The organism is Streptomyces sp. NPDC017448, from assembly GCF_044330565.1.
In the GTDB taxonomy this organism is placed as follows: domain Bacteria; phylum Actinomycetota; class Actinomycetes; order Streptomycetales; family Streptomycetaceae; genus Streptomyces.
This window is the reverse complement of the sequence record NZ_JBIRLM010000005.1, coordinates 150,480-175,856: the sequence shown is the minus strand read 5'-3', so window position 1 is coordinate 175,856 and position 25,377 is coordinate 150,480. Positions and strand designations below refer to the sequence as shown.

At 74.6% G+C, this 25,377-nt stretch carries 23 protein-coding genes; 14 read left to right on the top strand and 9 right to left on the bottom strand.

The annotated features are described in order from the left end of the window. Window positions 1-24: 24 nt before the first annotated feature. On the top strand, window positions 25-939 hold the full coding sequence (rsmI, locus tag ACH4K1_RS11460) for a 16S rRNA (cytidine(1402)-2'-O)-methyltransferase (protein ID WP_398088629.1): 915 nt from the start codon (window positions 25-27) through the stop codon (window positions 937-939). Window positions 940-987: 48 nt separating this feature from the next. On the opposite strand, the gene ACH4K1_RS11455 is transcribed toward rsmI, so the two are convergent. Genes ACH4K1_RS11455 through ACH4K1_RS11435 form a run of 5 tightly spaced genes read right to left on the bottom strand, consistent with a single transcriptional unit; the run spans window position 988 to window position 4,882 of the window. Continuing rightward, window positions 988-2,046, bottom strand: a complete 1,059-nt coding sequence (locus ACH4K1_RS11455) for a serine hydrolase domain-containing protein (protein ID WP_398088627.1) — start codon at window positions 2,044-2,046, stop codon at window positions 988-990. After that, entirely contained in the window at window positions 2,043-2,972 is a 930-nt protein-coding gene (locus tag ACH4K1_RS11450; RefSeq protein WP_398088625.1) for a DUF6895 family protein, read from the bottom strand. The genes ACH4K1_RS11455 and ACH4K1_RS11450 overlap by 4 nt, the downstream gene beginning before the upstream one ends. Further along, window positions 2,969-3,988 carry a DUF6895 family protein gene (locus tag ACH4K1_RS11445; protein WP_398088623.1) on the bottom strand — a complete coding sequence of 340 codons (1,020 nt, stop codon included), beginning with the start codon at window positions 3,986-3,988 and terminating at the stop codon, window positions 2,969-2,971. The genes ACH4K1_RS11450 and ACH4K1_RS11445 overlap by 4 nt, the downstream gene beginning before the upstream one ends. Next, on the bottom strand, window positions 3,985-4,695 hold the full coding sequence (locus ACH4K1_RS11440) for a hypothetical protein (protein ID WP_398088621.1): 711 nt from the start codon (window positions 4,693-4,695) through the stop codon (window positions 3,985-3,987). Before ACH4K1_RS11440 ends, ACH4K1_RS11445 begins: the two co-directional genes overlap by 4 nt. Window positions 4,696-4,705: 10 nt before the next feature. Further along, the gene (locus ACH4K1_RS11435) at window positions 4,706-4,882 is read right to left on the bottom strand and encodes a hypothetical protein (RefSeq protein ID WP_398088620.1); all 177 of its coding nucleotides are present in this window, start codon (window positions 4,880-4,882) and stop codon (window positions 4,706-4,708) included. A gap of 473 nt (window positions 4,883-5,355) precedes the next feature. Here ACH4K1_RS11435 and ACH4K1_RS11430 point away from each other — a divergent pair, with 473 nt between their 5' ends. From ACH4K1_RS11430 to ACH4K1_RS11410, 5 genes are all read left to right on the top strand, one after another. Beyond that, the gene (locus ACH4K1_RS11430; protein ID WP_398088618.1) at window positions 5,356-5,823 is read left to right on the top strand and encodes a hypothetical protein; all 468 of its coding nucleotides are present in this window, start codon (window positions 5,356-5,358) and stop codon (window positions 5,821-5,823) included. Window positions 5,824-5,957: 134 nt separating this feature from the next. Further along, window positions 5,958-6,824, top strand: a complete 867-nt coding sequence (locus tag ACH4K1_RS11425; protein ID WP_398088617.1) for a TatD family hydrolase — start codon at window positions 5,958-5,960, stop codon at window positions 6,822-6,824. A gap of 84 nt (window positions 6,825-6,908) precedes the next feature. After that, on the top strand, window positions 6,909-7,799 hold the full coding sequence (rsmA, locus tag ACH4K1_RS11420; protein WP_398088616.1) for a 16S rRNA (adenine(1518)-N(6)/adenine(1519)-N(6))-dimethyltransferase RsmA: 891 nt from the start codon (window positions 6,909-6,911) through the stop codon (window positions 7,797-7,799). Then, complete coding sequence (locus ACH4K1_RS11415) at window positions 7,796-8,689, top strand: 4-(cytidine 5'-diphospho)-2-C-methyl-D-erythritol kinase (protein ID WP_398088614.1); 894 nt, start codon at window positions 7,796-7,798, stop codon at window positions 8,687-8,689. The genes rsmA and ACH4K1_RS11415 overlap by 4 nt, the downstream gene beginning before the upstream one ends. An 82-nt stretch (window positions 8,690-8,771) precedes the next feature. Beyond that, entirely contained in the window at window positions 8,772-10,136 is a 1,365-nt protein-coding gene (locus ACH4K1_RS11410; protein ID WP_398088613.1) for an acyltransferase, read from the top strand. 42 nt (window positions 10,137-10,178) lie between these two features. Here ACH4K1_RS11410 and ACH4K1_RS11405 read toward each other — a convergent pair whose 3' ends face one another. Both ACH4K1_RS11405 and ACH4K1_RS11400 read right to left on the bottom strand, forming a co-directional pair. Beyond that, window positions 10,179-11,243, bottom strand: a complete 1,065-nt coding sequence (locus tag ACH4K1_RS11405) for a hypothetical protein (protein ID WP_398088611.1) — start codon at window positions 11,241-11,243, stop codon at window positions 10,179-10,181. After that, complete coding sequence (locus ACH4K1_RS11400; RefSeq protein ID WP_398088610.1) at window positions 11,240-12,367, bottom strand: hypothetical protein; 1,128 nt, start codon at window positions 12,365-12,367, stop codon at window positions 11,240-11,242. Before ACH4K1_RS11400 ends, ACH4K1_RS11405 begins: the two co-directional genes overlap by 4 nt. Window positions 12,368-12,504: 137 nt before the next feature. On the opposite strand from ACH4K1_RS11400, the gene ACH4K1_RS11395 reads away from it, so the two are divergent. From ACH4K1_RS11395 to galK, 7 genes are all read left to right on the top strand, one after another. After that, window positions 12,505-14,334 carry an ABC-F family ATP-binding cassette domain-containing protein gene (locus ACH4K1_RS11395; protein ID WP_398088608.1) on the top strand — a complete coding sequence of 610 codons (1,830 nt, stop codon included), beginning with the start codon at window positions 12,505-12,507 and terminating at the stop codon, window positions 14,332-14,334. A gap of 338 nt (window positions 14,335-14,672) precedes the next feature. Next, entirely contained in the window at window positions 14,673-16,523 is a 1,851-nt protein-coding gene (locus tag ACH4K1_RS11390; protein WP_398088606.1) for a PQQ-binding-like beta-propeller repeat protein, read from the top strand. Between the two features lie 85 nt (window positions 16,524-16,608). Continuing rightward, window positions 16,609-18,546, top strand: a complete 1,938-nt coding sequence (locus ACH4K1_RS11385) for a PQQ-binding-like beta-propeller repeat protein (protein ID WP_398088605.1) — start codon at window positions 16,609-16,611, stop codon at window positions 18,544-18,546. Between the two features lie 263 nt (window positions 18,547-18,809). Next, window positions 18,810-19,538: a LuxR C-terminal-related transcriptional regulator gene (locus ACH4K1_RS11380; RefSeq protein ID WP_398088603.1), complete on the top strand. Its 729-nt coding sequence runs from the start codon at window positions 18,810-18,812 to the stop codon at window positions 19,536-19,538. A 477-nt stretch (window positions 19,539-20,015) separates the two neighbouring features. Beyond that, window positions 20,016-21,059 carry a galactose-1-phosphate uridylyltransferase gene (gene galT, locus ACH4K1_RS11375; protein WP_398088601.1) on the top strand — a complete coding sequence of 348 codons (1,044 nt, stop codon included), beginning with the start codon at window positions 20,016-20,018 and terminating at the stop codon, window positions 21,057-21,059. Continuing rightward, window positions 21,056-22,069: a UDP-glucose 4-epimerase GalE gene (gene galE, locus ACH4K1_RS11370; RefSeq protein ID WP_398088599.1), complete on the top strand. Its 1,014-nt coding sequence runs from the start codon at window positions 21,056-21,058 to the stop codon at window positions 22,067-22,069. Before galT ends, galE begins: the two co-directional genes overlap by 4 nt. Beyond that, the gene (gene galK, locus ACH4K1_RS11365) at window positions 22,066-23,277 is read left to right on the top strand and encodes a galactokinase (protein ID WP_398088597.1); all 1,212 of its coding nucleotides are present in this window, start codon (window positions 22,066-22,068) and stop codon (window positions 23,275-23,277) included. Before galE ends, galK begins: the two co-directional genes overlap by 4 nt. A gap of 107 nt (window positions 23,278-23,384) precedes the next feature. Here galK and ACH4K1_RS11360 read toward each other — a convergent pair whose 3' ends face one another. Continuing rightward, window positions 23,385-23,825, bottom strand: a complete 441-nt coding sequence (locus ACH4K1_RS11360; protein ID WP_228990890.1) for an N-acetyltransferase — start codon at window positions 23,823-23,825, stop codon at window positions 23,385-23,387. A 245-nt stretch (window positions 23,826-24,070) separates the two neighbouring features. On the opposite strand from ACH4K1_RS11360, the gene ACH4K1_RS11355 reads away from it, so the two are divergent. Then, window positions 24,071-24,856: a LuxR C-terminal-related transcriptional regulator gene (locus ACH4K1_RS11355; RefSeq protein WP_398088595.1), complete on the top strand. Its 786-nt coding sequence runs from the start codon at window positions 24,071-24,073 to the stop codon at window positions 24,854-24,856. Here the strand turns inward: ACH4K1_RS11355 and ACH4K1_RS11350 are convergent. After that, the gene (locus tag ACH4K1_RS11350; RefSeq protein WP_398088593.1) at window positions 24,812-25,309 is read right to left on the bottom strand and encodes a MarR family winged helix-turn-helix transcriptional regulator; all 498 of its coding nucleotides are present in this window, start codon (window positions 25,307-25,309) and stop codon (window positions 24,812-24,814) included. The genes ACH4K1_RS11355 and ACH4K1_RS11350 overlap by 45 nt on opposite strands. Window positions 25,310-25,377: the final 68 nt, after the last annotated feature.

Genomic DNA, 25,377 nt, shown 5'->3' with positions numbered 1-25,377 from the left:
AAGGGCGCTGCCCGTGCTGCGAGGATGGCTGATGTGACTGGAACGACTGGAACGCTCGTGCTCGCAGGAACCCCCATCGGCGACGTGGCGGACGCCCCGCCGCGCCTGGCCGCCGAACTGGAGCGGGCCGACGTCGTCGCCGCCGAGGACACCCGGCGGCTGCGCCGGCTCACCCAGGCGCTCGGCGTCCACACGACGGGGCGTGTCGTCTCCTACTTCGAGGGGAACGAGTCCGCCCGTACGCCGGAGCTGGTGGAGGCCCTGACCGGCGGGGCGCGCGTCCTGCTGGTGACGGACGCGGGCATGCCGTCCGTCTCCGACCCCGGCTACCGGCTCGTCGCCGCCGCCGTGGAGCAGGACATCCGCGTCACCGCCGTACCCGGGCCGAGCGCGGTGCTGACGGCGCTCGCCCTGTCCGGGCTGCCCGTGGACCGGTTCTGCTTCGAGGGGTTTCTGCCGCGCAAGGCCGGTGAACGGCTCTCCAAGCTCCGCGAGAACGCCGGTGAGCGGCGCACGATGGTCTTCTTCGAGGCCCCGCACCGGCTGGACGACACCCTCGCCGCGATGGCCGAGGTCTTCGGCGCGGACCGCCGTGCCGCCGTGTGCCGGGAGCTGACCAAGACGTACGAGGAGGTCAAGCGCGGCCCGCTCGGCGAGCTGGCGGTGTGGGCCGAGGACGGGGTGCGCGGCGAGATCACCGTGGTGGTGCAGGGCGCCGCCGAGACCGGGCCGCAGGAGCTGGACGCCGAGGAGCTGGTGCGGCGCGTGCGGGTGCGGGAGGAGGCGGGGGAGCGGCGCAAGGAGGCCATCGCCGCCGTCGCCGCCGACGCCGGGCTGCCGAAACGGGAGGTGTTCGACGCGGTGGTGGCCGCCAAGAACGCGGAGAAGACGGCCGGGAAGAAGGAGCAGGCGGTGGGGAAGACGGAGAAGACGGAGTAGGCGGCCGGGAAGGCGGAGCGGGCGCAGCGGTCCGGCGGGGCGGGGCGCCTACGGGGTTTCCGTCAGGAGGCCGTACGCCGTCGCCACGAAGGTGTCCGCCCGGTGCACCCGCCGCGTCGCCGTCGCCGCCACCGCCAGCCCCGTCCCCGGCCGGAACCCCAGGAACGCCTGCTGCCCGAGGGTCGCCCCGGCGTGGAAGAGGACCGGGCCGTACGGGGACGGGTGGTGGAACCACGTGAGCGTGTGGGTGTGCGTGTGCCGCAGCCCGCGCCGCAGCAGGGGCCGGCGGACCTCCGCCAGCGCCGCGGCCAGCGTGGGGTCGGTCAGCCCGGGCCCGCCCGCGTGCGCTTCCAGGAACGTGAGCATGTCCAGCGGGGTTGCCCGGACCGCGCCCGCCGCCGTGAAGCCCCCGGTGTCCAGTGCGGGGACCGGGGCCCCGTCCCGGCGGTGGCCCACCGCCTCCGTGCCCTCCGGCCCCGGGCGCACCCGGGTCGCGTCCAGGTGCAGCGGGGCCAGCACCTGCTGGTGCAGCAGCACCTCCCACGGGGTGCCGGTGGCCGCCGCCAGGGTGTGGCCCAGGACCGAGACGGCGAAGTTGGAGTAGCGCCAGCGGGTTCCGGGCCGGTGGCGCGGGCGGGCCCGCAGGAAGGCCCGCACCACCCGCTCGGCCGGGTAGCCGCCGTACGGGTCGGTCGACCAGCGGGGCACCGCCTGCGGGTAGAAGTCGGCCGGCAGCGCCGGCAGCCCCGAGGTGTGGGTGAGCAGGTGGCGCAGCGTGATCCGGCGCACCGCCGGGTGCACCGGGAACCCCGGGGCCAGCAGCTCCGCCGCCCGGTCCTCGTACCGCACCCGGCCCTGCGCCACCAGCCGGGCCAGCAGGAGCCCCGCGTACGGTTTCGACGCCGAGCCCAGTTCGTGGGCCAGCAGCTCGCGGGGGACCGGGCCCGGCTCCGCGCTGCCGCCGGTGTGGACGGTGCGCACCCCGTTCCGGCTGATCGCGAGCACCACGCCCGGGGCCTCGATCCGCCCGGCCGCCTCGGCGAGCAGCCGTGCGGCGGCCGGGTCCGCGGCCGTGGAGGCCGCCGGGAGCGCCGTCGTGCCGGTCATGCCGGGGCCGGGGCCGCGCTGAGGTCGGAGAGGGCGCGGGACAGCGCGAGCGCCGAGGCGAACGCGGCCACCAGCGTCGGGTGGTAGACCAGGTCGAACACCGACTCCTCGTCCCCCTCCGGCATCCCGCCGACCACCGGCATCGCCCCGTCCGCCTGCTGGGCCTGCGCGAACCCCTGCCAGGCCGCCGGGTCCAGGGTGGGCTCCGGCAGGCAGGCGTCCACGACCAGCAGCTCGCCCAGCAGGTCCCACCGCTTCAGGTCCAGCCAGTCGTCCAGCCAGGCCGGCAGCCACAGCGCCAGGTACTCGGCGACGTCGGCGGGCAGCCCGTCCGGCTTCTCGCCCCAGTCGGTGAGGTGGAAGACGGTGTGCGTGATGTCGTAGCCGATGTGGCCTTCGACCGTCCACGGTTCGGGCCGCCGCGCCAGCCAGGTGTGGGCCAGCGCCGCCGTCTCCGGAACGCTCGGCTCCACCCCGAACCGCCGCTCGATCGCGCTCAGCCCCAGCCGCCGCACCGGCAGCACCTCCAGCGCCGCCCAGCTCGCCAGCCGGTGGTTGAGCCGGATCGCGGACTCCAGCTCGGGCTGCCGGTAGCCCAGCTCCCGGAACGGTACGTAGACCTCCAGCGGCACCGGTGAGAGCGGTTCGCGCCGCTGGCCCTCCAGCAGCCGCGCCCCGGAGTCCAGCAGCTCGTGCCAGGCGTGGTCCAGCAGCTTGCGGGCGAGGGAGGACTGCTGCGAGCCGGCCACGCCCTCGCGGAAGATGACCTTTCCGATCAGCGCCAGCTCGCCCAGCGGCTTGAACCGGTCCAGCACGCCCGCCTCCGGGGACGGGTCGGCCTCCAGCCGGAACCCCTCCCGGTGCTCGTACAGCCAGCCCAGGGCCTTCGCGCCGACGTCGTGGATCTGCTGGATGCCGCTGCTCATGCGGGGCGCCTTTCCCGGCCGGGCGCGGACCCGTCCGTCTGCTCCGGCGACCGCAGCGACCTCAGGGACAGGGCCGCCGCGAAGGCCGTGACGAGCGTGGAGTGGTAGCAGTCGATGAAGGGGTACGGGTCCGGCGCGGGGTCCTCGGCCGGGGCGCCGGTCTCCGGGACGCAGCCGGTCGGGTGCTGGACTCCGGCGAGCACCGGCCAGACCGCGTCCAGCAGCCCGGCGGGGGCGGGGCCCGGGAGCGAGGCCGCCACCGCGAGCAGTTCGCCGGTCAGGTCCCACTGGCCGCTCTCCAGGCAGCCGTCGATCCAGGCGGGCAGCCAGGTCCGCAGATAGCCGTCGATCCTCTCCGGAACCCGGTCGGGCATCCGGCCCCAGTCGGTGAGGTGGAAGACGGTGTGGGTCAGCGCGTAGCCGGAGGGGCCCTCGAACGTCCACGGCTCCGCCAGGCCGCCCAGCCAGGTCCGGGAGAGCACCGCGCCCGCGTCGGTGTGGGGGACCGTGCCGACCCGCCGCTCCGAGTTGACCAGGCCCAGCTGGCGGTTGGCGTGCTGCTCGGTGTGGGCCCAGGCGCGGGTCGCGGTGAGCGGGCGGGCCAGCGCCTCGAACCCCTCGTGGCGCAGCCCGTACCCGGCGAAGGCGGCGTAGATCTCGTACGGGTACGCGGCGAACGGCTCGGCGCGCAGCAGTTCCAGCAGCAGCCCGCCCTCCCGCACCTGCTCCCAGGCGTACGCGACGAGCTCCCCGGCCGTCGTGTGCTCCGGGGTGCCGGGGTCGGTGGCGCGGCGGATGGTGGAGCCGAGCTGGGCCAGCTCGCCCAGCGGTTTGAGGGTGCCGTTGACCTGGGTGTGGGGCTCCAGGATGTCGTCGGGGAGGGCGAAGCGGGCGCGGTGCGCGTCGGTCCAGCCGAGGGCGGAGCGCAGGACGCCGGGGAGGACGGCGAGCGCGGCCCCGGACTCCGCGCCCGGCCCGGGGCGCCCGCGCGGCTCCCGGGTCGCGGTCGCCGTCACCGTGCGCCCGCCCCGTCCATCAGACGTGCGGCCCGTACGTGGAGGGCGACGCGGGGGTCGTGGCCGCCCATCAGCTCCACGAACTCCAGGCCGCCGTCCAGGCCCAGGGTGTCGGGTGCGCCGCCGGTCGCCGTGAGCCAGCGGCCCGCGCCCGCCGCCTGGAGCCAGTCGCGCCGCCGTACCGCGCGGACGAAGCCGCGCGCCAGGTCGACGGCCCGGTTGGCCGCGGCCCGCTGCACGGCCGACGGGGCGGCCGGGACGGCGAGCGGCGCGAGGACCGACAGCTGGTGGGTGAACGCCTGCCAGGGGGCCTCCTCCAGCCAGGCGGCGTCGGGCTCCGCGTACGCGCCGGGCGCGGGGGGTGCGCCGAGGGCCGGGGGAGCCATCCGCTGGAGGGTGGAGATCATGTGCCAGTGGCTCCAGGCCGTGGCGGCCGGGGCGTCCGGCTTCGGCGGGAACTCCCGTACCGCCCGGTCGAGTACGGCGACGTCCCCGGGGTGCGGATTCCCTCCGTACAGCACGCTCGGCAGCAGCAGGTCGGCCCCGATGACCCGTACCGCCGCGATTCCGGTCCGATCGTCCTCGTCGATTCCCGCAGCGCCGCACACCGTGGCGAGGTGGTCCCCGCTCCGAAGAGCGAGGACCACCTCTGATGCCAGGTCATGCACGGCGCCCGCGAGGGGCGACGACGCATGTGTCTGGTTCATGTTCCGGCGTTCAGCCCTTCTTCGGGCGGGGGGTCGGAGGCGAGAGCAGGAGAGCGCCGCCGCCCGCGAGGAGCGCGAGGGCCGCGCATTCACGGGAGTCGCGGTACAGGCCCTCGACCTCGCCCGGGTTCAGGGCCGCGTCCAGGTCGAGTTCGACGTCGGTGGCAGTGGTGTCCGTAGTGAACATGAGGTGTTCCCCGTTCTGTGGGAAATGGGGTGGACGTAACGAGTGAAAAGCAGGAAAGGCGGCTCCGCAAATCGGGGCGGGGCATCCGGGGAAATCGCGTATTCAATTGAACGATGAATTCTTGGGGCGCGGACGGGGGGAAAGCCCGTGCCCGCAAGGGAAAAGGGAGGGCGCATCGGGGGTGGTGCGCGGGCGCATTCACCTCGGGTGTGGGGCGCATTCGGGGGCGCTCGATGGATCGTCCGGGCGGCTCTCCCGCGGGGGAGGTCACGCGCCGCCCCGCCCCGGTCCTCACCCGCGCCATGCGGGGGCAAAGGGCGGCCCAAGGAGGGAAAGAACGCATCAACAACGGAACGGAGCCCGTGCGTCCGCCCGAGGACGGGTGTCCACTGGAAGGGACGGGCCGCCTGCCCGAACCCTCGGGCGGGGCGCCCGCCCCCGGAGTGTGTGACCGGCGGCCAGGAGGAGCGGGCATGAGCGAGATCGCAGCCACCACCGTCCACGAGGCGTACGCCTTCGCCTGCATGAAGTGCGGGTACGGCTGGGAGCAGTCCTACGAGATAGAGCACCGCGTCGACCACCACGGCCACGCGTTCGTCGTCTACACGGCCGACGGTGAGCGGGTGCCGTCCCCGCTCTCCACGCCCACCTGCGCCAACTGCGGCGGACACGTGGTGCGCATCATGCGGGCGGGGCGGGTCGCGGGCGTCCAGGAGCTGCTGCGCACCCAGCGGACGCCCCGCGCGGCGAAGGCCGCCGGGAAGGGCCGGGCGGGGCCGGCCGCCGGGAAGGACGGGGCGCGGACCCCCGGGAAGGAGGGGCCGGAGACCGCTGAGAAGGACCGGGCGGAGGCCCCCGGGAAGGACGCGGCGGCACCGGCCGCCGCCGCGGAGCGCCACGGGAAGCTGTCGGGCCTCCTCCACCCCTTCCACCGCCGCTGAACCCGCTCCTCCGCCGGGGCGGGCGGCCCTTCCGGCGGGGGTGACGCGGGGCGCCCCGCGACGGAGGACGTACCGGAGCGGCGCCCCGGCCGGCGGTCGTACGAGGGCGGCGGGGTCCTCGTACGATCGTCGGCATGAGCCGTACCGAACCCCCGCCGCTGCCCGAGCCCCTGAGGGTTCCGGTCGCCGACTCCCACACCCACCTGGACATGCAGGACGCCACGGTCGAGGAGGCCCTCGCCCGGGCCGCCGCGGTCAACGTGACGACGGTCGTCCAAGTGGGGTGCGACGTGGCCGGCTCCCGGTGGGCCGCAGAGACCGCCGCGGCCCATCCCGCCGTCCACGCCTCGGTCGCCCTGCACCCCAACGAGGCCCCGCGCATCGTCCACGGGGATCCGGACGGCACCGCGCGGCAGGGGGCCAGGGAGCCCGGCGGCCGGGCGGCGCTGGACGAGGCGCTGGCGGAGATCGACGCGCTGGCCGCCCTCGACCACGTGCGCGGGGTCGGTGAGACGGGCCTGGACTTCTTCCGCACCGGCCCCGAGGGCGTCGCCGCCCAGGAGGAGTCCTTCCGGGCCCACATCGAGATCGCCAAGCGGCACGGCAAGGCCCTGGTCATCCACGACCGCGACGCGCACGCGGACGTCCTGCGGGTCCTGCGCGACGCGGGCGCGCCCGAGCGGACGGTGTTCCACTGCTACTCCGGCGACGCCGAGATGGCCCGGATCTGCGCGGCGGCCGGCTACTTCATGTCCTTCGCGGGCAACGTGACCTTCAAGAACGCCCAGCCGCTGCGGGACGCGCTCGCCGTCGCCCCCACCGAGCTGGTCCTCGTCGAGACGGACGCCCCCTTCCTCACCCCCGCCCCGTACCGGGGCCGGCCCAACGCGCCCTACCTCATCCCGGTCACGCTCCGCGCGATGGCCGAGGTGAAGGGCGTGGACGAGGAGACGCTGGCGAGCGCGATCCAGGCCAACACGGCGAGGGCCTTCGACTTCTGAACGGCAAGGGCCTTCGGCTTCTGACCGGCGGGCCGGTGCGGGCGGCGGGGACGGGCCCCGCCCCCGCCGCCGTACGCTTACCGGGTGAGCAGCACTGAGCCCGACGCCCTCCTGGGCCCCGCAGACATCCGCGACCTGGCCGCGAAGCTGGGCGTACGCCCCACCAAGCAGCGCGGTCAGAACTTCGTCATCGACGCCAACACCGTCCGCCGCATCGTGCGCACGGCCGAGGTCCGCCCGGACGACACCGTCGTCGAGGTCGGCCCCGGGCTCGGCTCGCTGACCCTGGCGCTGCTGGAGGCGGCGGGCCGGGTGACGGCCGTCGAGATCGACGACGTGCTCGCCGACGCGCTGCCCGCCACCATCCGGGCCCGGATGCCGGAGCGCGCCGACCGCTTCGCCCTGGTCCACTCCGACGCGATGCTGGTCACGGAGCTGCCCGGCCCCGCGCCCACCGCGCTCGTCGCCAACCTCCCGTACAACGTGGCCGTGCCCGTCCTGCTCACCATGCTGGAGCGCTTCCCCAGCATCGAGCGGACCCTCGTCATGGTCCAGGCCGAGGTCGCCGACCGGCTCGCCGCCCGCCCCGGCAACAAGGTGTACGGCGTGCCCTCGGTGAAGGCCAACTGGTACGCGGACGTCAAGCGCGCCGGGTCCATCGGCCGCACCGTCTTCTGGCCCGCCCCCAACGTCGACTCCGGACTCGTCTCCCTGGTCCGGCGCACCGAGCCCATCGCCACCACCGCCTCCCGCGCCGAGGTCTTCGCGGTGGTGGACGCGGCCTTCGCCCAGCGCCGCAAGACGCTGCGCGCGGCCCTGTCCGGCTGGGCCGGCTCCGCCCCCGCCGCCGAGGCCGCGCTCACCGCCGCCGGGATCTCCCCGCAGGCGCGCGGCGAAGCGCTGACGGTGGAGGAGTTCGCGGCGATCGCGGAGAACAAGCCGCAGGCCGCCGACGTTCCCGGGGGTGACCGGTGAGCGTCACCGTCCGCGTCCCCGCCAAGGTCAACGTCCAGCTCGCCGTGGGCCCCGCCCGCCCCGACGGCTTCCACGACCTGGCCAACGTCTTCCTCGCCGTCGGCCTGTACGACGAGGTCACCGCCGCCCCCGCCGACGAGCTGCGCATCACCTGCTCCGGCCCGGACGCCGCCCAGGTCCCACTGGACGCCACCAACCTCGCCGCCCGCGCCGCGCTCGCGCTGGCCGAGCGGTACGGCATCGCCCCCGCCGTCCACCTGCACATCGCCAAGGACATCCCGGTCGCGGGCGGCATGGCCGGCGGCAGCGCGGACGGAGCCGCCGCCCTGGTCGCCTGCGACGCCCTGTGGGGGACCGGCGCGAGCCGCGACGAGCTCCTCGCGATCTGCGCGGAGCTGGGCAGCGACGTGCCGTTCAGCCTGGTCGGCGGGGCCGCTCTCGGCACCGGACGCGGCGAGAAGCTGACCCCGGTCGAGGTCGGCGGAGCCTTCCACTGGGTCTTCGCGGTGGCCGACGGCGGCCTCTCCACCCCTGCCGTCTACGGGGAGTTCGACCGCCTCACCGCCGCCACCGAGGTCCCCGAGCCGACCGCGTCCCCCGCCCTGCTCGCCGCCCTGCGCTCCGGCGACCCCGGCGCACTCGCGGCCGCCCTGGGCAACGACCTCCAGCCCGCCGCGCTCTCCCTGCGCCCCTCCCTCGCCGCCACCCTGGCGGCGGGCACGGCGGCGGGGGCCCTGGCCGCCCTGGTCTCCGGCTCCGGGCCGACGACGGCGTTCCTGGTCGCGGACGAGGAGGCGGCCGAGAAGGTCGCGGCCGCCCTGACGGCGTCCGGGACCTGCCGCAACGCCCGCGTGGCCGCCTCGCCCGCGCCGGGCGCCCACGTGGTCTGACCCCGGAACGCGTCCGTACTCACCGCGGATCTGAGTACGGACGCGCTGCCGGCCCCCGCCCGGCTCGCGCGACCGTACGTTCATGGGATCAAGTGTTCGTGACCTGGCCGGGGCGACGCCCGCCACCCGGGACCGCTACGTCGACCTCCTCCGGGTCGCCTCGCTCGCCGCGGTCGTGCTCGGCCACTGGCTGATGGCCGCCGTCACCCCGGACGGGGTCGGCAACCTGCTCGCCGTCGTCCCCGCCCTCCAACCGCTGACCTGGCTGCTCCAGGTCATGCCGGTGTTCTTCTTCGTCGGCGGCTTCTCCCACGCGCTGTCCTACCGCTCCCTGCTCCGCAAGCACGCCCGGCCCGCCTCGGGGGCCGCCGCGGACTCCGTCTACTCCGCCTTCCTCCGCGCGAGGCTCCAGCGGCTCCTGCGCCCCACCACGGTCTTCGTCCTCGTCTGGGGCGCGGCGGCGCTGATCGTCCAACTCCTCGGCGGGGGCGGCGGCCTGACCGGCGCGACCCTGCGCATGGTGACCCAGCCGCTCTGGTTCATCGGGATCTACCTGGCGATGGTCGCCCTCACCCCGCCCCTGCTGCGGCTGCACGAGCGGTACGGCTGGGTCGCCTTCGCCGGGCCGGCCGGCGCGGCGGCGGCGGTGGACATCCTGCGCTTCGCGGCCGGGGTTCCGTACGTCGAGTTCCTCAACTTCGCCTTCGTCTGGCTCGCCGTCCACCAGCTCGGCTTCCTGCGCGCCGACGGCCGCATCCGCCGCCCCGCGCTCCTCGCCGGGGCGGGCCTGGTCACCGCCTGCGCGCTGGTGGCGTTCGGGCCGTACCCGCTCTCCATGGTCGGCATGCCCGGCGAGAAGGTCAGCAACATGGCCCCGCCCACCCTCGCCCTGCTGGCCCACGGCCTCTGGCTGGTCGGCGCGGTCGAACTGCTCCGCGCCCCGGCGGCCCGCCTGCTGGAGCGCCCGCGCGTCTGGCGCACGGTGGTGGCGGCCAACGGCGTGGCGATGACCGCGTTCCTCTGGCACCTCACGGCGATGTTCGGGGTGTACGGGGCGCTGCTCGCCCTCGACGTGCCGCTGCCCGCGCCCGCGTCGGCCGCCTGGTGGGCCCAGGTCCCGCTGCGGATCGCCTGCGCGGCGGCCCTCACCGCCGCTCTCGTCGCCGTCTTCCGCACCTTCGAACGCCCGGCCCCCTCCGCGCCGGGGACGGACCGCGGCCCCCTCGCCGCACCCGGAGCCCCCGGGGCGGGCCCGCTCGCCGCCCTCGGCGCGACGCTCTGCCTACTCGGCGTGCTGGGTCTGTCCATGGTCGGCTTCAACGACCTGCTGGACGGCCGCACGGCCCTGCTGATCGCGATCCCGGTCAGCGCGCCGGCCGCCGTCGCGATGACCCTGGGCGGCTGGCTGCTGGTGGAGCGGGCGGGACGGGGAAGGGGTGCGCGGTAGGCGTCAGCGGCCGTAGGGGCAGCGGCACGGGGCCATACGGACCTACACCCTCTCCGGCCCCTCGCAGCCGTGCTTCTTCGCGGAGCGCTCCGCGAAGCGCTGGAGCGCCGCCCGCAGCCCCCGGTGGTCCACGACCGGCGCCGCCATCTCCGGGTCGTCCTCGTCGCGGAGGGTCTCCACCTGGAACAGGGCGGTCCCGCCCGCGCCGGGGCATCGCGCGGCCAGCTCGTAGGCGCCGGAACGGGTGGAGTGGCCGTCCGAGCGGTAGTCCAGCCGGCGGCGGGCCTCCCGGGCGGGCGGCCCGTAGGACGCGGTGAAGCCGTACAGGAGCGCGCCGCTCCGGCCGCCCAGGGCGCAGTTCTCCAACGGCGCCGGGCCCTCCGTGATCTCCCGAACCGTGTGCACGCCCCACCGGGCGGCGGTCTTCTCGTCCACCACGCCGGCGCAGCTCCCCGTGGCCGCGGCGACGGGTTTGCGGTCCGCGCGGGTCGTCGTGACGCCGACGTCCTTCACCCGCCCGCCGGTCCGGGCCGCACAGCCGGTCCGCCGGGCGTACGCCGTCGCCGTCTCCGTGAGGACGGCGACGAGCCGTTCCCGGGACACCGGGTCGTCGAAACCGCCCCGGCCGAGCTCGGCCTCCGCCGTCATCATCCGGCCGTGCCCCGAGCCCTTGCCGCAGCTCAACAGCAGAGCCGCCCGCGCCTCATGGGTGTCCTCGTCGTCCGGGTCGAAGTGGAAGGAGCCGGTCCAGCCGTGCCCCAGAGGTGCGTCGTACCCGTCGACCCCCTCCAGGAGCGACGGGCCGTCCGTGTCCCGGGCCCACAGCCGCAGGTCCGCCCCGGAGCCGTCACCGGCCGCGCTCACCGTGCAGATCCAGCGCCCCCGGTCGTCGCCGCCCGCCGAGGTCGGGGAGGCGCCGTCGAACAGCTCCCGCACCGCCCCGGCCGCCAGGTCGCCGTCGCAGGCCGAGTCCAGCGCCCGGTCGTCGCGCCAGGAGTCGTACCCGCCGGAAGCCCAGAAGAGCCCACCCGCCAGCACCGCCGCGGTCACGGTCCAGGCCGCCGTACGGCGTACCCCCCGCCTGCGCCGGAAAGGGACGTCGCTCACTTCCACACCTTTCCGAGGACCTTCACCGCACGGCATCCGGACGAGGCCAGATACGCGTCGAGGACCCGGTCGGCCCGGTCGGCCGCGAGGACGGAAGCGGCCGTCGTCACCTTCACCCGGCTCAGCGTCCGGGCCCCCGAGCACGAGGACTCGGCCCAGACGGCCAGCGTGTACGACTTCTCACCGCGCTCCGGTTCCGGGGCCCGGGTCAGGGCGGCCAGTTCGGCCCCGTACGCCGTGCGCGCTTCGGGCAGCAGCGGCCCCCGCCAGCTCACCGACGACACCGTGGCGGAGTGGTCCAGCCGGTTCGCCGGCTTCACCCGCGTGACGCTCACGGAGCAGGCGTCCACGCCGTCGCCCGTGCCGCCGTCGGGCTCCGGCTTCCTGCCGTCGAGCATCTCCGGCCGGAACCAGCGGCAGGACGGCGGGACCTCGTCGGTCTCGTCGTACGGATCCTCGACGGGCCTCGGCGGGGGCGGCCGTACGTCCGAGGGCTTCACCGCCGCCCCTCCGCAACCGCCCCGGTCCCGTACGTGGTTGGCGGCGGCCGCCACCACGCCGCCCAGATCCCTCGCCGCCCCGGCGGGCTCCGACCCGTCGGCGGACAGCGAGGCGTGAACGCGGAAGCGGGTCGTCGGCCGGGGGTACCCGGGCAGGCCGGCCGGGCAGTCGGCGGTGACCTGGGTGGTGGCGGTGCGGTACTCGGTGGCCCAGCGGGGTTCCTCCGCCCGGTCCGAGGCCAGGACGTCCCGGAGCCGTACCCCGGCCGGCGCGACGTCGAGCACCGGCACCGCCGCGAGCTCCAGCCCCCCGTACGCGCCACCCCGGTGGTCGCCCCACTCCAGCGAGCACCGCAGCAGGGTGCGCGGTCCGCGCCCGGACGGTCCGGTCAGGTCCAGGTCGCCGCGCAGCTCCCAGGTCTCGTCGCCGGGCAGCAGACCGCGCACCGTCCCGCGCGGCAGGACGCCCCCGCACGCGGTGGCCAGGACCTCGGCGTTGTGGGCGTCGCGCCGCTCGGACCGCACGAGGAGGAAGCCGCCCACCAGCGCCGCGGCGAGCACGACCGCCGCCGCCTTCGGCAGCCACCGGTCTCCGGTGAACCGTTCCCATGCCGCTGCCGCCATGCCGCCCCCCCCGGTGCCGTTGCCCCGGGGCGCACGCTATCGCAGGCCCCAGGGCTCCGGGCGGCCCCGGCCCGACCGGCGACTACCCTGGTACGGGAAGCGGTCCTTACCGCGAGGACCCCCGGGACAGGAGTGAAATGGCCGTCAATCTGGTCAATGTCGAGCAGGTCAGCAAGGTGTACGGCACCCGTGCCCTGCTCGACGGCGTATCCCTCGGGGTGTCCGAGGGGGACCGGATCGGCGTCGTGGGCCGCAACGGCGACGGCAAGACCACCCTCATCCGGATGCTCGCCAAGCTGGAGGAAGCCGACAGCGGCCGCGTCACCCACAACGGCGGACTGCGTCTCGGCGTCCTCACCCAGCACGACTCCCTCGACCCGGAGAAGACCATCCGGCAGGAGGTCATCGGGGACCTCGCCGACCACGAGTGGGCGGGCAGCGCCAAGATCCGCGACGTGCTCACCGGGCTCTTCGGCGGCCTCGCCCTCCCCGGCTTCGAGCACGGCCTCGACACCGTCATCGCCCCCCTCTCCGGCGGTGAGCGCCGCCGGATCGCGCTGGCGAAGCTCCTCATCGACGAGCAGGACCTGATCGTCCTGGACGAGCCCACCAACCACCTCGACGTCGAAGGCATCTCCTGGCTGGCCGGCCATCTGCGCGCCCGCCGCTCCGCCCTCGTCTGCGTCACCCACGACCGCTGGTTCCTCGACCAGGTCTGCACCCGCATGTGGGACGTCCAGCGCGGCACGGTCCACGAGTACGAGGGCGGCTACAGCGACTACGTCTTCGCCCGCGCCGAACGCGAGCGCATCGCCGCCACCGAGGAGACCAAGCGGCAGAACCTCATGCGCAAGGAGCTGGCCTGGCTGCGCCGGGGCGCCCCCGCCCGCACCTCCAAGCCGCGCTACCGCATCGAGGCCGCCAACGAGCTGATCGCGGACGTGCCGCCGCCGCGCGACACCAGCGAGCTGATGAAGTTCGCCAACGCCCGCCTCGGGAAGACCGTCTTCGACCTGGAGGACGTGACCGTCCAGGCCGGGCCCAAGACCCTCCTCACCCACCTCACCTGGCAGCTCGGGCCCGGCGACCGCATCGGCCTCGTCGGCGTCAACGGCGCGGGCAAGACCTCGCTGCTGCGCGCCCTGGCCGAGGCCTCCCGCACCCAGGGCGAGGAGCAGCCCGCCGCCGGGAAGATCGTCGTCGGCAAGACCGTCAGGCTCGCCTACCTCTCCCAGGAGGTCCACGAGCTGAACCCGAACCTGCGCGTCCTGGAGGCCGTCCAGCAGGTCCGCGACCGGGTCGACCTCGGCAAGGGCCGCGAGATGACGGCCGGCCAGCTCTGCGAGCAGTTCGGCTTCACCAAGGAGAAGCAGTGGACGCCCGTCGGCGACCTCTCCGGCGGTGAGCGCCGCCGCCTGCAGATCCTGCGGCTGCTGATGGACGAGCCCAACGTCCTCTTCCTCGACGAGCCCACCAACGACCTCGACATCGAGACCCTGACCCAGCTGGAGGACCTCCTCGACGGCTGGCCCGGATCGATGATCGTGATCTCCCACGACCGGTTCTTCATCGAGCGGACCACCGACCGGGTCATGGCGCTCCTGGGCGACCGCTCCCTGCGGATGCTGCCGCGCGGTATCGACGAGTACCTGGAGCGCCGGCAGAGGATGGAGGAGGAGACCACCCCCTCCGCCGCCGCACCCCGTACGTCCTCGGCCCCCTCCTCCTCGTCCTCCGCCGCCCCCGCGGTCTCGGCGCAGGCGTCCCGCGCCGCGAAGAAGGAGCTGCAGAAGGTCGAGCGGCAGCTCGACAAGCTCTCCACCCGTGAGACCACGCTGCACCAGCAGATCGCGGAGCACGCCACCGACTTCGAGAAGGTCGCCAAGCTCGACGCCGAACTGCGTGAACTCGTCACCGAGCGCGACGAGCTGGAGATGCGCTGGCTGGAGCTGGCCGAGGACGCCTGACGGGGCCGCCGCGCCGGGGTTCCGCCCCGGCGCCGGCCGGCGCGGGCGACGACGGCACGGTCCGGTCGGGACGCCGGACGGCGCCCGCCTCCGGTGACTGCCCGTCACCTCCCGCCAGGGCGTAACGAGGGCATCACGAGGCGGTTCTCCCTTGGGAACAGGGCTTGGCCCGAACCGGCTGCCGGTGGCCGGCGGGTGGTAGAAAGAAGCCCCGCCCGACTGTCGTAACACCGCGGAAGCCATGCCCGATTCGCTCCTTTCCGAGAGGGATTGACCCTCTTGGGAATGCGGGGGAGACCGGATCGCGCACCGGGCCGCACGAAGGGGGACGTGCTGATATGAGCCAGCCGCCCAGCCAGCAACCGCCGCAGGGAGGCTTCGGGGCTCCGCAGGAGCCGCCGTACGGAGCTCCTCAGCCGCCCCAGGGCCCGCCGCCCGCACAGCCGCCGGCCGGCCCGCCGCAGGCGCCCCCGTCCGGTGCGCCGGCTTACGGCTACCCGCAGCAGCCCCCGGCCCCGCCCGGCCAGGCCCCCGGCCCGTACGGTCAGGCCCCCGGCCCGTACGGCCAGCAGCCCGGCCCCTACGGTCAGCAGCCCGGTCCGTACGGTCAGCAGCCGGGTCCGTACGGCCAGCCGGCCCCCGGCCCGTACGGCCAGCAGCCCCAGGGCGGCTACGGCTACCCGGCGCAGCAGTACCCCGGCGCTCCCGCACCCGGCGGGCCGGGCTCCGGCGGCGGCGGGTTCCTCAAGGGCAGGACCGGCATCGTGGTCGCGGCGGCGCTCGCCGTGGTCCTGGCGGCCGGTGCGGGCACCTGGTTCCTCGTGAGCGACGGCGGCGACGAGGACAAGAAGCCCGTGGCCACCACCAGCAACGATCCCAAGGCCCCCAGCGCGTCGCCGACCGTCGACGAGGGCGACGGCAGCGGTGACGGCCGCGAGGGGAACGACGACCTCAACGCCGGGCGCAAGCCGGGCGAGGCGAAGGTCGCCTGGCTCCAGAAGAACGACGTGGACCTGCCGCGCAACGGCGCCTCCGTGTACGGCCCCTGGTTCGCCGGCGACGTGATCGCCAAGGCCGTCTACCGCGGGGTCTCCGGCTACTCGGTCGCCGACGGCAAGCAGAAGTGGACCCTTCCGCTCCCCGCCGACGTGTGCGCCGCGCCCGACTCCCCGACCGCCGACGGCAAGATCGTCATCGGCGTGAAGGACGGCACCACGGACAAGGCCAACTGCTCCGTCCTCCAGATGATCGACCTCAACACCGGCAAGCCCGGCTGGAAGAAGTCGGTCAAGAAGAACGGAACCTGGGACTTCCTGTCCGACATCGGTCTGGCCATCAGCGGCGACACCGTCACCGTCGGACGGACCAGCAACTCCAACGCCTACCGGGTCAGCGACGGCAAGGAGCTGTTCGGCAACCCCTCGGGCAACTGCAAGCCCTTCGCCTTCGCCGGGGGACCGAAGCTGATCGCCGCGGCCAGTTGCCGCACGGACGACGTCGAGAACCCGCAGCACCAGGTCCAGGAAGTGGACCCGGCCACCGGCAAGCCCAAGTGGACCTACCAGCCGCCGCGCGGCTGGGAGGTCAGCAAGGTCTACTCGGTCACCCCGCTCGTGGTCCGGCTCGACCACGAGGAGAAGAAGCAGTGGGCCATCGCCGCGCTCACCGACAGGGGCAAGCTCCGCTCCCAGCTCGCGCCCGCCAAGGGCGACACGCTCACCGCGGACTGCGGGAGCAGCTTTGCGATCTTCGGTGAGAAGCTCGAAGGGTGCAGCGGCGTCGCCGCCGACGCCGACACCTTCTACATGGCGACCCAGGACGACACCAGCGGCACCGCCCGGACGAACAAGGTCATCGCCTTCGACCTGAACACCGGGAAGCCCAAGTGGGAGGCGCCCGCCCCCGCCGAGCGCGTCCTGAAGCCGCTGGGCATGGAAGGCGGAAACCTGGTGCTCTACATGCGGCCCACGTACGACGCGGCCGGAGCCGTTGTGACGCTCCCGCCGACCGGCGGCGCCCCCAAGACGCTGCTCCAGCACCCCGCGTCGGCCGGCCGGATCGAGAACGGTTTCTTCTCCTCCAAGGTCGTCTACCGGGGAGAGCGATCCTTCGTCTTCAGCACGCGGGTGAGCGCGAGCAACGACAAGGAGGAGCTGGAGCAGTCGACGCTGCTGGTGTTCTCCAAGTGACCGCCCGGCACGGCAGCCGGACGGAGCCCCGGCCCCTCGGCCCCACGCGCCCCCACGCCCACTCGTCCCCAGAGGTACGCACGCCATGACCCAGCCACCGCAGCAGCCGCCCCACGAGCCGCCGAACACGCCCCCGGAGGCCCCGAACACGCCGCCGGGAGCCCCGAACACGCCCCCCGCGCCGCCCGCCGGCGGCTTCGGCGCACCGCAGGACCCTCCGCCGGGAGGGTTCGGCCGGCCGGCCCCGCCGTCCGCCGACCCCTTCGGCAAGCAGCCGCAGCAGCCTCCCGCCGGACAGCCGCAGCCCCCGGCCGGGCCGCCCCAGCAGCCCCCGACCGCGCCCGCGGGCGGCTACGGCGCTCCGCAGCCCCCGCCGTCCGGCGGCTACCCGACCCCGCCCGCGCCGCAGCCCAACGGCTACGGCTACCCGCAGGCCGCGCAGCCCGGATACGGCTACCCGCAGGGGCCCGCCGGACAGCCCGGACAGCCGGGGACGCCCCAGCAGGGGTACGGCTACCCGACCCAGCCGATGCAGCCGCAGTACGGGGCGCCGCAGCCGGCCGGCGGCGGCAAGAAGTTCTCCACCCAGATGCAGATCATCGTCGCCGCCGCCGTCGCGGTGGTGCTGATCATCGGCGCCGGAATCGTCTACTCCGCCACCGGCGACGACGACAAGAGCGGCAAGGGCCAGGCGTCCTCCTCCGGCTCCACCGGCGGCAAGGGCGGCGAGGGCGGCGGTCTGGCCGGCGGCGACGAGAAGGCGCCCGCCAACACCAAGTCCAAGGTCGCCTTCCAGTTCCCGCAGCCGGTCGTCACCGACATCACCACGGTCGAGGGCTCCTGGCTCACGGACAAGGCGTACGTCAAGTCCGGCATCGCCGAGATCAACGGCTACGACCGCGACAAGGGCACCAAGCTCTGGTCCTTCCCGCTGGCCGGCGAGGTCTGCACCACCTCCCGGCACATGAGCGAGGACTACAAGACGGCCATCGTCTTCCAGGAGACGAAGGCCTCCAAGGAGAACAAGTACCCCTCGTGCAACCAGGTCGGCGTGGTCGACCTGGCCGCCGGCAAGCTCCTGTGGAGCAAGGGCGTCACCTCCGCCACCGGCGGCGACGAGCAGATCCGCTTCGACGAGGTCACCCTCAGCGGGACCACCGTCGCCGCGGCCGGCACCTCGGGCGGCGCCGCCTTCAAGCTGGACACCGGCGCCGAGCTGTGGAAGCCGAAGGTCGGCGCGGACGGCTGCTACGACGGCGGATACGCGGGCGGTGAGGCCCTCGCCGTGGTCCGCAGGTGCGGTACGAGCGACGCCCCCCAGCTCACCGTGCAGGCGCTGAACCCGACCACCGGCGCGCCGCTGTCCTCGTTCCAGATGCCCGCGGGCGTCGACTACGCCTCCATCGTCTCCACCAAGCCGCTGGTGGTCGCGGCCGACGTCGGCGACACCGCCGGCGACGGCAGCGGCATCTCCGACTTCTTCTCGATCGACGCGGCGACCGGCAAGCTGATCGTCCGCATCCCCGCCGACGCGGAGAAGTACGCGGCACGCTGCGCCTCCACCGAGGTCGAGCGGTGCCGGCACATGGTCGTCACCAACAACCGGCTCTACCTGCCGACCGAGCGCCACGACGGCACCAGCGAGTACGGCGACACCAACGAGATCGTCGCCTTCGACCTGGCCACCGGCAAGCTCCTCGGCGGCCGGGCGGACGCGGGCGACCGCCACACCCTGACCCCGCTCCGGAAGGACGGCACCAGCGTCATCGCCTACAAGGAGAGCCCGTACGACAAGGGCGGCCAGGTCGTCTCCATCGACGGCGAGACCTTCAAGCAGACCCAGCTGATGGAGAACCCGAGCGACGAGGCCGTACGGACGGCGGAGAAGCGGTTCTCCCTCGACTCGGCCGAACTGATCTACTCGGACGGGCGGTTCTACATGGCGAGCAAGTCGGTCCACAAGCCCAGCACCGTCAACCCCGACGAGAAGGTCTACCTCGTCGTCGCCTACCGCGCCGAGTGACCACCGCACGCGCCGGGCGCCCTTCCTGAGCGCTGGACCCAGCAGTACCCAGGCCCCGCCGGCCGCCCGTCCGACCGGCGGGGCCGATCGTTTCCGCCTCCGAACCGGTCACCGGCAGGCGGCCGGTCGGCCCCGAACCGCGCAGAATCCGGCACTTCGGGGGGCTTCTGCCCCGTTGGGGCCGCGCACCGTCGAACAAGCGTGTACCTTGCCGGGTCAGGAGTCCGGGGGCCGGGCGTACAGGGCTGTGGGGGAGAGAACCGATGGGCGTGCGGCTCATGGTGGTCGACGATCACCGTCTGCTCGCCGAGGCACTCGCCTCGGCGCTGAAACTGCGCGGGCACCGGGTGCTCGCGGCGGCCGCGCCGACCTCCGGAGCGGCGGAGCTCGTGGTCGGCAGGGCCCCGGAGGTCTGCCTGTTCGGTACGGCTTCGCCCGCCGACCCCGGGGTCTTCGACCCGATCGCCCGCATCGGCCGGGAGCGTCCGCAGGTGGCGGTGGTGGTCCTCGGACCGGTGCCCAGCCCGCGCGGGATCGCCGCCGCGTTCGCGGCCGGGGCCGTGGGGTACGTCCGGCACGACGAGCGGATCGAGGGCGTCGAGCGGGCCATGCTCAAGGCGCGGGCGGGGGAGAGCGCCGTCGCCCCGCAGCTGCTGCGGGGGGCCTTCGCCGAGCTGCTCAACCCGTCGGTCCAGCCCGACGACGAGGGGCGGCGGCTGCTGAGGATGCTCACCCCGCGCGAGGCGGAGGTCCTGGTGCGGGTCGCCGAGGGCGAGGGCACCCGGCTGATCGCGGCCGGCATGGACATCGCCCCGAGCACCGCCCGCACCCATGTCCAGCGGGTCCTGATGAAGCTCGGGGTCGGCTCCCGGTTGGAGGCGGCCGCCCTCGCCGCCCGTACGGGGCTGCTGGAGCGCGCCGCGGCGCACGCGGAAGCGGCGGCGGGCGGCGAGGCGCGGCCGGGCCCGTACGCTCCCCGCGGCGGCGGGTGACGCCGAGCCCCGGGCAAGCGCCGGTGCGCCGGCCAAGCGGCGGTGCGCCGGGGACGTAGGGGGTGCGCCGGGCAAGGGGCGATGCGCCGGGCAGACGGCGGTGCGCCGGGCAAGCGGCCGTGCGCCGGGCCCGCTCCGGGGTGGGCCGGTCCGTGCCGGGGCCCGGGTTCCGCTCCGGCGCCGTACCCCGGGCCGACCCGGCCCCGCGTCGGGATCCGGGGCGGTGAGGAGGGCGACGGCGGCCACGGCGACCGCCCCGGCGACCAGCCTGCCGAGCCCGGCGGCGAAGCCGGCGCCCAGGCCGGACGGGATGCCGGCGACCCCGCCCCGGCAGCTCCGGAAGTGCTCCACCACCGCGCCCCCGCCGATCGCCTCCGTGCGGCCGTCGAGCGCGCGTGATCGCCGGACCATTGACGCTGATGTTCGTTTATGGTTTGTTGTGCGCGATTGTGTTGGGAGATCCGGTGGAGGACTCTGGTGAAGAAGACGGTGACGACCCTCGCGGACGGCCGTGAGCTGATCTACTACGACGCGGCGGACGACGCCGTCCGCGAGGCCGTGGACCACCGCCCCCTGGACGCCGTCTCGACCTCGTCCGAGATCCGCCGCGACCCGCTGCTCGGCGACGCCGTCGCCATCGCCTCGCACCGCCAGGCCCGCACCTACCACCCGCCGGCCGACGCCTGCCCGCTCTGCCCCACCCGGGACGGGAGGCACAGCGAGATCCCCGACGACCACTACGACGTCGCGGTCTTCGAGAACCGCTTCCCCTCCCTCGCAGGCGACTCCGGCCGCTGCGAGGTCGTCTGCTTCACCTCCGACCACGAGGCGTCCTTCGCGGACCTCACCGAGGAGCAGGCCGCGCTCGTCCTCACCGCCTGGACCGACCGCACGGCCGCCCTCGCCGCGCTCGACCAGGTCACCCAGGTCTTCTGCTTCGAGAACCGGGGCGCCGAGATCGGCGTCACCCTCGGCCACCCGCACGGCCAGATCTACGGCTACCCCTTCGTCACGCCGCGCACCGAGTTGATGCTCCGCAACGCCGCCCGCCACCGCGAGGAGACCGGCGGCAACCTCTTCGACGACCTGGTGGCCCGCGAGGAGAAGGACGGATCACGCGTCGTCCTCGCCACCGACCACTGGATCGCCTTCGTCCCCTACGCGGCGCACTGGCCCTACGAGGTCCACCTCCACCCCCGCCGCCGCGTCCCCGACCTGCGGGAGCTGGACGAGGGCGCGCGGACGGAGTTCCCCCGGGTCTATCTGGAGCTCCTGAGGCGCTTCGACCGGATCTTCGGGCCCGACGAGCCGCCGACCCCCTACATCTCCGCCTGGCACCAGGCGCCGTTCGGGGTTCCCGGCCGGGACGGTTTCGCCCTGCACCTGGAGCTTTTCACCATCCGGCGTACCTCCGGCAAACTGAAGTTCCTCGCGGGGTCCGAGTCCGGCATGAACGTGTTCATCAACGACGTGCCGCCGGAGGCCGCGGCCGAGCGACTGCGAGAGGTAGCGAGCCAGTGAACGATCCTCGGAACACCCGCGACGCCCAGGGGGCCGGCGACCCCAAGAAGTACCTGGTCACCGGCGGCGCCGGATACGTCGGCAGCGTCGTCGCCCAGCACCTGCTGGAGGCGGGCCACGAGGTGACCGTCCTGGACGACCTCTCCACCGGGTTCCGCGAGGGCGTCCCGGCGGGGGCCGCGTTCGTCGAGGGCCGCATCCAGGACGCCGCCCGCCACCTGGACCCCTCCTACGACGGCGTCCTGCACTTCGCCGCCTTCTCCCAGGTCGGCGAGTCCGTCGTCAACCCCGAGAAGTACTGGGTCAACAACGTCGGCGGCACCACCGCCCTGCTCGCCGCCATGCGCCAGCACGGCGTACGCACCCTCGTCTTCTCCTCCACCGCCGCCACCTACGGCGAACCGGCCTCCAGCCCCGTCACCGAGACCGCCCCCACCGCCCCCACCAGCCCCTACGGCGCCTCCAAGCTCGCCGTCGACCACATGATCGGGGGCGAGGCCACCGCCCACGGACTGGCCGCCGTCTCGCTGCGCTACTTCAACGTGGCCGGGGCCTACGGCAGTTGCGGCGAGCGCCACGAACCCGAGTCCCACCTCATCCCGCTCGTCCTCCAAGTCGCCCTGGGCAAGCGCGAGTCGATCAACGTCTACGGCGACGACTACCCCACCCCGGACGGCACCTGCGTCCGCGACTACATCCACGTCGCCGACCTCGCCGAAGCCCACCTCCTGGCCCTCGCCGCCGCCGCCCCCGGCGAGCACCTGATCTGCAACCTCGGCAACGGCAACGGCTTCTCGGTCCGCGAGGTCATCGAGACCGTCCGCAAGGTCACCGGCCACCCCGTGCCCGAGACCCCCGCCCCCCGCCGAGGCGGCGACCCGGCCGTCCTCGTCGCCTCCGCCGCCACCGCCGTCGAACGCCTCGGCTGGCAGCCGTCCCGCGCCGACCTGGCCGGGATCGTCGCTGACGCCTGGCAGTTCGCCCGCCGAGAGGAGACCGCCACCCCATGACCGCGACCGCGACCGCCGCAGCGCCGTCCGACGCCGCCGGGGAACCGTCCGGGACCGACCCCGCGGCCGCCTTCGCCGAGCTGTACGGGCGCGAGCCCGAGGGCATCTGGGCCGCCCCCGGGCGGGTGAACCTCATCGGGGAGTACACCGACTTCAACGGCGGCTTCGTCATGCCGTTCGCCCTCCCGCACACCGCCCGCGCCGCCGTCTCCCGCCGCGACGACGGCGTCCTGCGGCTGTACTCCTCCGACGTCCCCGGCGGCGTCGTCTCGCTCCGCGTCGACGAGCTGGCGCCGCACTCCGGCCACGGCTGGGCCGCCTACCCCGCCGGGGTGCTCTGGGCGCTGCGCGCGGCCGGGCACCCGGTCACCGGGGCGGACATCGCAGTGACCTCCACCGTGCCCACCGGCGCCGGGCTCTCCTCGTCCGCCGCCCTGGAGACCGTCACCGCGCTGGCCCTGAACGACCTCTTCGAGCTGGGCCTGAGCCCGGCCGAGATCGCCGTGGCCGGCCGCCGCGCCGAGAACGACTTCGTCGGCGTGCCCTGCGGGATCATGGACCAGATGGCCTCGGCCTGCTGCGCCGAGGGCCACGCCCTCCACCTGGACACCCGCGACCTCTCGCTGCGCCAGGTCCCCTTCGACCCGGCCGCCCGGGGGCTGACGCTGCTGGTCGTCGACACCCGGGTCAAGCACGCGCTGGGCGACGGGGCGTACGCGGAGCGCCGGGCCGGCTGCGAGGAGGGCGCCCGGCTGCTCGGCCTGCCGATGCTGCGCGACCTGCCGTACGAGGAGCTCGCCACGGCGCTCACCACGCTGGCCGATGCCGGGGCGGACGAGTCCGTGATCCGCTGCGTACGCCATGTCGTCGGCGACAACCGCCGCGTCGAGCAGGTCGTCGCCCTGCTCGACGCGGGCGACCTCCGCGCGGTGGGCCCCCTCCTGAACGAGGGCCACGTCTCGCTCCGCGACGACCTCCGGGTCTCCTGCCCCGAGTTGGACCTGGTGGTCGAGGCGGCGAACGCGGCCGGGGCGCTGGGTGCGCGGATGACCGGGGGCGGCTTCGGCGGCTCGGCGGTCGTCCTGGTGGAGGAGGCGGTCGCCGGCACGGTGGCCGGGGCCGTCGCCGAGGCGTTCGCGGCGGCCGGACACGCCGCCCCAGGGATCTTCGACGCCGTCCCGTCGGCCGGGGCGCGCCGGCTGCGCTGAGAGGCGGAGCGCCCTCCGGGCCCCTCCCGGAACGCGCGGGCCGGGAGCGGACGTGCCGGACGGACCGCACCCGTCCGGCCCCGGCGAAGGGCCCGGCGCCCCGCCCCTCACAACTCCTTGGCCAGGATGAACTCGGTGACGCCCGGCGGGTAGTCGGCGACCCGGCCGATCTCCTCGTACCCCTGCTTGCGGTAGAAGCCGGGTGCCTGGAAGTCCCAGGTCTCCAGCCGCGACCGGGTGCAGCCGCGCTCGGTGCGGGCGGTCCGTTCGGCCTCGTCGAGCAGGCGCGCGCCGAGGCCCGAGCCCCGGTGCGGGGCGTCGACCCAGAGGAGGTCGACGTGCAGCCAGTACGCCCAGGTCCGCCCGGCCAGTCCTCCGGCCAGGGCTCCGCGTCCGTCCAACGCCCATACCTCCAGCGGCACTTCGTGCTCGGCGGAGGTGGACAACAGCGCACGCAGGCCGGCCGATGCCGCGACATTGTCCCCGTGCAGACGCCCGCTCAGCAGAATGCGACGTTCTTTGTCTACTTCTGTCACAAGACGGAACATGAAACACACCCTAAACACCTGAGGTAACCAGTTCGTCGAATCTCCTTCCCCCCATGGCCCCCGCCCGTACGCTGATCCTCAGCACCGGTGGGGGCCGGTGCCGATTCAGGGGAGCGAGAAAGCCGGGTGCGGCGTCCGGGGCAGGGTGGCAGGCGGTTCGGCGGCGGCGGCCGTCGGCGCGGCAGGCCGCAGTGAGGCCCCGGACGCCGTACCCGCGGTTTTCCGCCCCCTCCGATGGGGGTTCTGTGGCGCGTATCCGGGTTCTGGTGGTCGACGACCACCGCATCTTCGCCGAGTCGCTGGCGGCGGCCCTCGCCGCCGAGTCGGACGTCGACGTCTCCGCGGCGGGCAGCGGCCCGGCCGCCCTGCGCGCCCTGGAGCGCGCGTCCGCCGAGGGGCGCGGCTACGACGTGCTGCTGGTCGACGCCGAGCTGGGCGCCCGGACCGCTGACGGCGCGCCGCCCGTGCCCGGGCCCCGGCGGGAGGAGGCGACCGCCGTCGACGGCATCGCGCTGGTCGCCGGGGTCCGCGCCGGCCGGCCCGCGGTGCGGTCGGTGGTGCTCGCGGAGAAGGACGATCCGCGCACCGCCGCGCGGGCGCTCCAGGCGGGGGCCTCGGGCTGGGTGGCCAAGGACTGCTCGCTCCAGCGGCTGCTGGCGGTGATCCGGGGGGTGCTGCGGGACGAGACGCATCTGCCGCCGGCCCTGCTCACCGGCGTCCTGCGGGAGCTGACCGCCGCCCGCAAGCACCGCACCGAGAGCGAGCGGCTGGTGGGGTCGCTGACGCCCCGGGAGCGCGAGGTGCTGCGCTGCATGGTGGCGGGGCTGGGCCGCAAGGCGGTCGCGGAGCGGCTGTTCCTTTCCCCGCACACGGTGCGCACCCACATGCAGAACGTGCTGGGCAAGCTCGGGGTGCACTCGACGCTGGCGGCGGTGGCGCTGGCCCGCCGGGCGGGCGTCGGGCCCGTCGAGGAGGCGCCGGACCCGCTAGGTCGGGATGTTGTCGAACGGGGCGGTCAACTGGCGCAGTAGCCCGGCCAGTTCGCCACGCTGGGCACGGGACAGCTCGCCGAGGATGGCCCGTTCCTGGGCGAGGAGCCCGGCCAGCGACTGGTCGGCCTTGTCGCGCCCCTCGGCGGTGAGGCGGACGAGGACGCCGCGCCGGTCGCTGGGGTCGGGCAGCCGCTCGACGAGGTTCTTCTTGGTCAGCCGGTCGATGCGGTTGGTCATCGTGCCCGAGGTGACCAGCGTCTGGGTGAGGAGCTGCCCGGGGGAGAGCTGGTAGGGGGCGCCGGCCCGGCGCAGCGACGTCAGCACGTCGAACTCCCACGGCTCCAGGTTGTGCTCGGCGAAGGCGATGCGGCGGGCCCGGTCGAGGTGGCGTGCCAGGCGGGAGACGCGGCTGAGCACCTCGAGCGGTTCCACGTCGAGGTCGGGGCGCTCGCGGCGCCATGCAGCGACCAGACGGTCGACCTCGTCCTCCATGACGATCAGTGTAGTTGGTCCCTCGACATGAAGTCTCTTGAGGTCAAGTGTCTTGACATCGAGAGATA

Excerpts from the sequence above, each read along its gene's own strand:
- ACH4K1_RS11430 (WP_398088618.1), top strand. The coding sequence starts at position 5,356 with ATGAGCGAGATCGCAGCCACCACCGTCCACGAGGCGTACGCCTTCGCC.
- ACH4K1_RS11350 (WP_398088593.1), bottom strand. The coding sequence starts at position 25,309 with ATGGAGGACGAGGTCGACCGTCTGGTCGCTGCATGGCGCCGCGAGCGC.
- galK (WP_398088597.1), top strand. The coding sequence starts at position 22,066 with ATGACCGCGACCGCGACCGCCGCAGCGCCGTCCGACGCCGCCGGGGAA.
- ACH4K1_RS11435 (WP_398088620.1), bottom strand. The coding sequence starts at position 4,882 with ATGTTCACTACGGACACCACTGCCACCGACGTCGAACTCGACCTGGAC.
- ACH4K1_RS11380 (WP_398088603.1), top strand. The coding sequence starts at position 18,810 with ATGGGCGTGCGGCTCATGGTGGTCGACGATCACCGTCTGCTCGCCGAG.
- ACH4K1_RS11400 (WP_398088610.1), bottom strand. The coding sequence starts at position 12,367 with ATGGCGGCAGCGGCATGGGAACGGTTCACCGGAGACCGGTGGCTGCCG.
- ACH4K1_RS11395 (WP_398088608.1), top strand. The coding sequence starts at position 12,505 with ATGGCCGTCAATCTGGTCAATGTCGAGCAGGTCAGCAAGGTGTACGGC.
- ACH4K1_RS11360 (WP_228990890.1), bottom strand. The coding sequence starts at position 23,825 with ATGTTCCGTCTTGTGACAGAAGTAGACAAAGAACGTCGCATTCTGCTG.
- ACH4K1_RS11385 (WP_398088605.1), top strand. The coding sequence starts at position 16,609 with ATGACCCAGCCACCGCAGCAGCCGCCCCACGAGCCGCCGAACACGCCC.
- ACH4K1_RS11425 (WP_398088617.1), top strand. The coding sequence starts at position 5,958 with ATGAGCCGTACCGAACCCCCGCCGCTGCCCGAGCCCCTGAGGGTTCCG.
- ACH4K1_RS11390 (WP_398088606.1), top strand. The coding sequence starts at position 14,673 with ATGAGCCAGCCGCCCAGCCAGCAACCGCCGCAGGGAGGCTTCGGGGCT.
- ACH4K1_RS11440 (WP_398088621.1), bottom strand. The coding sequence starts at position 4,695 with ATGAACCAGACACATGCGTCGTCGCCCCTCGCGGGCGCCGTGCATGAC.
- rsmI (WP_398088629.1), top strand. The coding sequence starts at position 25 with ATGGCTGATGTGACTGGAACGACTGGAACGCTCGTGCTCGCAGGAACC.
- ACH4K1_RS11450 (WP_398088625.1), bottom strand. The coding sequence starts at position 2,972 with ATGAGCAGCGGCATCCAGCAGATCCACGACGTCGGCGCGAAGGCCCTG.
- ACH4K1_RS11410 (WP_398088613.1), top strand. The coding sequence starts at position 8,772 with ATGGGATCAAGTGTTCGTGACCTGGCCGGGGCGACGCCCGCCACCCGG.
- ACH4K1_RS11455 (WP_398088627.1), bottom strand. The coding sequence starts at position 2,046 with ATGACCGGCACGACGGCGCTCCCGGCGGCCTCCACGGCCGCGGACCCG.